The sequence below is a fragment of the Kitasatospora sp. NPDC054795 genome (genome assembly GCF_053611565.1).
The window spans coordinates 1-1,814 of the sequence record NZ_JBSHAP010000285.1 but is presented as its reverse complement, the minus strand read 5'-3'; the positions used below and the strand labels follow the sequence as shown (position 1 = coordinate 1,814).

2 protein-coding genes are annotated in these 1,814 nt (G+C 73.4%); one reads left to right on the top strand and one right to left on the bottom strand.

Annotated elements, in window-relative coordinates:
- Positions 1-252 precede the first annotated feature (252 nt).
- Positions 253-450: a hypothetical protein gene (locus tag ACWGJO_RS41450; protein ID WP_452190946.1), complete on the bottom strand. Its 198-nt coding sequence runs from the start codon at positions 448-450 to the stop codon at positions 253-255.
- A 406-nt stretch (positions 451-856) separates the two neighbouring features.
- Here ACWGJO_RS41450 and ACWGJO_RS41445 point away from each other — a divergent pair.
- On the top strand, positions 857-1,814 hold a 958-nt coding region (locus ACWGJO_RS41445), incomplete at its 3' end, for a serine/threonine-protein kinase (RefSeq protein WP_452190945.1).

Here is a 1,814-nt window from a genome sequence, read left to right as displayed (position 1 = left end):
TACACACCCCCCGCGGGGGGGCGGGCGCCGGGGGGGGTGGTACGTGGGGTGTTAAAATACATCCCCCGCGTACGGACGCCCTCACCGACGTCCGTACGCGGCGTCTCCGCCTGCCGGGGCGCTCTGCGCGCCGCTCCTCGCCCGTCCGCGTGTCATCGCGGCCGCGGCCTCCCCGGCGGCACCGCTCCCCGTCCCCAGGGGATCGGTGCCCGTCTTCGACCGGCCTCGGGGCCGGTGTCCTTCATTCCCCGCTCAGCGGGTGATCAGATCGGCGACGGCCTGGGCCTGGTTCGCCATCTGCTCCCACCCGCCGAACAGCAGCACCAGGAGCACGGCGCACGGCAGGGCCATGGCCAGCGCCACGGCGGGGTGCCGCGTGGGCTGCTCGGTGGACCGGGAGTGGACGGAGGCCGGCCGACGGCGGGGGGTTCCCGTGATCTGCGGTGCCATGTCCTTGCTCCTGATCCGGTCGAGTTGGCGCGGTGGACGGCTTACCTCGGGGGACGAGCTCCCCGTCCACCGCTGGACACAACGCTATTGGCCGGAGGGTCCTCCGGGCGTCATGCCGTCGTACTGTTCCTCGGACGTCCGGGAGGATGACGATCCGACTCGGGTCCTACTACCGCAGGGGGACGGAAGGCTCATCCGACCCCCGAGGGAACCCTGAGGGGCAACCCCGAGAAGCCCTTCGACGCCCTTGTGACCTGCAGGTCAACGCAAGATCCGACAATCGCACGGTGGCTTCAGGTGTTGCGTATCAGCACACCGCAGCGGGCAGTCCGTAAGCTGTGCCAGACAGGAACTGACGATGGCCCAACCGACGGGGCCTCACCCACAGGCTGACGGGGAACGAAACATGGCGATGATGCGGCTGAGGCGTGAGGACCCCCGCATCGTCGGGCCGTACCGCCTGCACCGGCGACTGGGCGCCGGCGGCATGGGCGTGGTCTACCTCGGCTCCGACCGCCGCGGGCAGCGCGTCGCCCTCAAGCTGATCCGCGCCGAGCTCGCCGAGGACCAGGAGTTCCGCACCCGCTTCGCCCGCGAGATCGCCGCCGCCTCCCGGATCCGGGGCGGCTGCACCGCGCGCGTGGTCGGCTCGGACATCGAGACCGAACGGCCCTGGCTGGCCACCGCGTACGTGCCGGGGCCCTCGCTCTACAAGCGGGTCGGCGACGAAGGACCGCTCAACTGGCCCGAGGCCGCCCGGATCGGGGCCGCGCTCGCCGACGGACTGGTCAAGGTGCACGAGGCGGGAGTGGTCCACCGGGACCTCAAGCCGTCCAACATCCTGCTCTCGCCCCGAGGCCCGCGGATCATCGACTTCGGCATCGCGTGGTCGCGCGGCGCCAGCACGCTCACCCACGTCGGCACCGCGGTCGGCTCCCCCGGCTTCCTCGCGCCCGAGCAGGTCCGCGGGGTCGCCGTCACACCCGCCACCGACGTCTTCGCCTTCGGGGCCACCCTCGCGTACGCACTCACGGGGGACACCCCGTTCGGATCCGGGGCGTCCTCCGAAGTGATGCTGTACCGGGTCGTCCACGAGGAGCCCGACCTCTCCGCCGTGCCGCCGCAACTGGCGCCGCTGATCCGGGCCTGCCTGGCCAAGGAACCCGCCGAACGCCCCGGAGCCGCCGCGCTGCACGAGCGGCTCAGCGAACTGGCGGCGCGCGGTGCGGCCGCCGGGAACCCCGGCGGCGCCCGCGGCACACGACCTGGACGGGCCGCCCCCGCACCCGCTCCGGCCCAGCCGGAGAACGGCCGGCAGAGCGCGCCGGCCCCCGGACGCCCGCCCGAGCCGCCCGCCGCGGCAC

Bases quoted from the DNA above. Each gene is read 5' to 3' on its own strand.
- ACWGJO_RS41450 (WP_452190946.1), bottom strand. From the start codon at position 450: ATGGCACCGCAGATCACGGGAACCCCCCGCCGTCGGCCGGCCTCCGTC.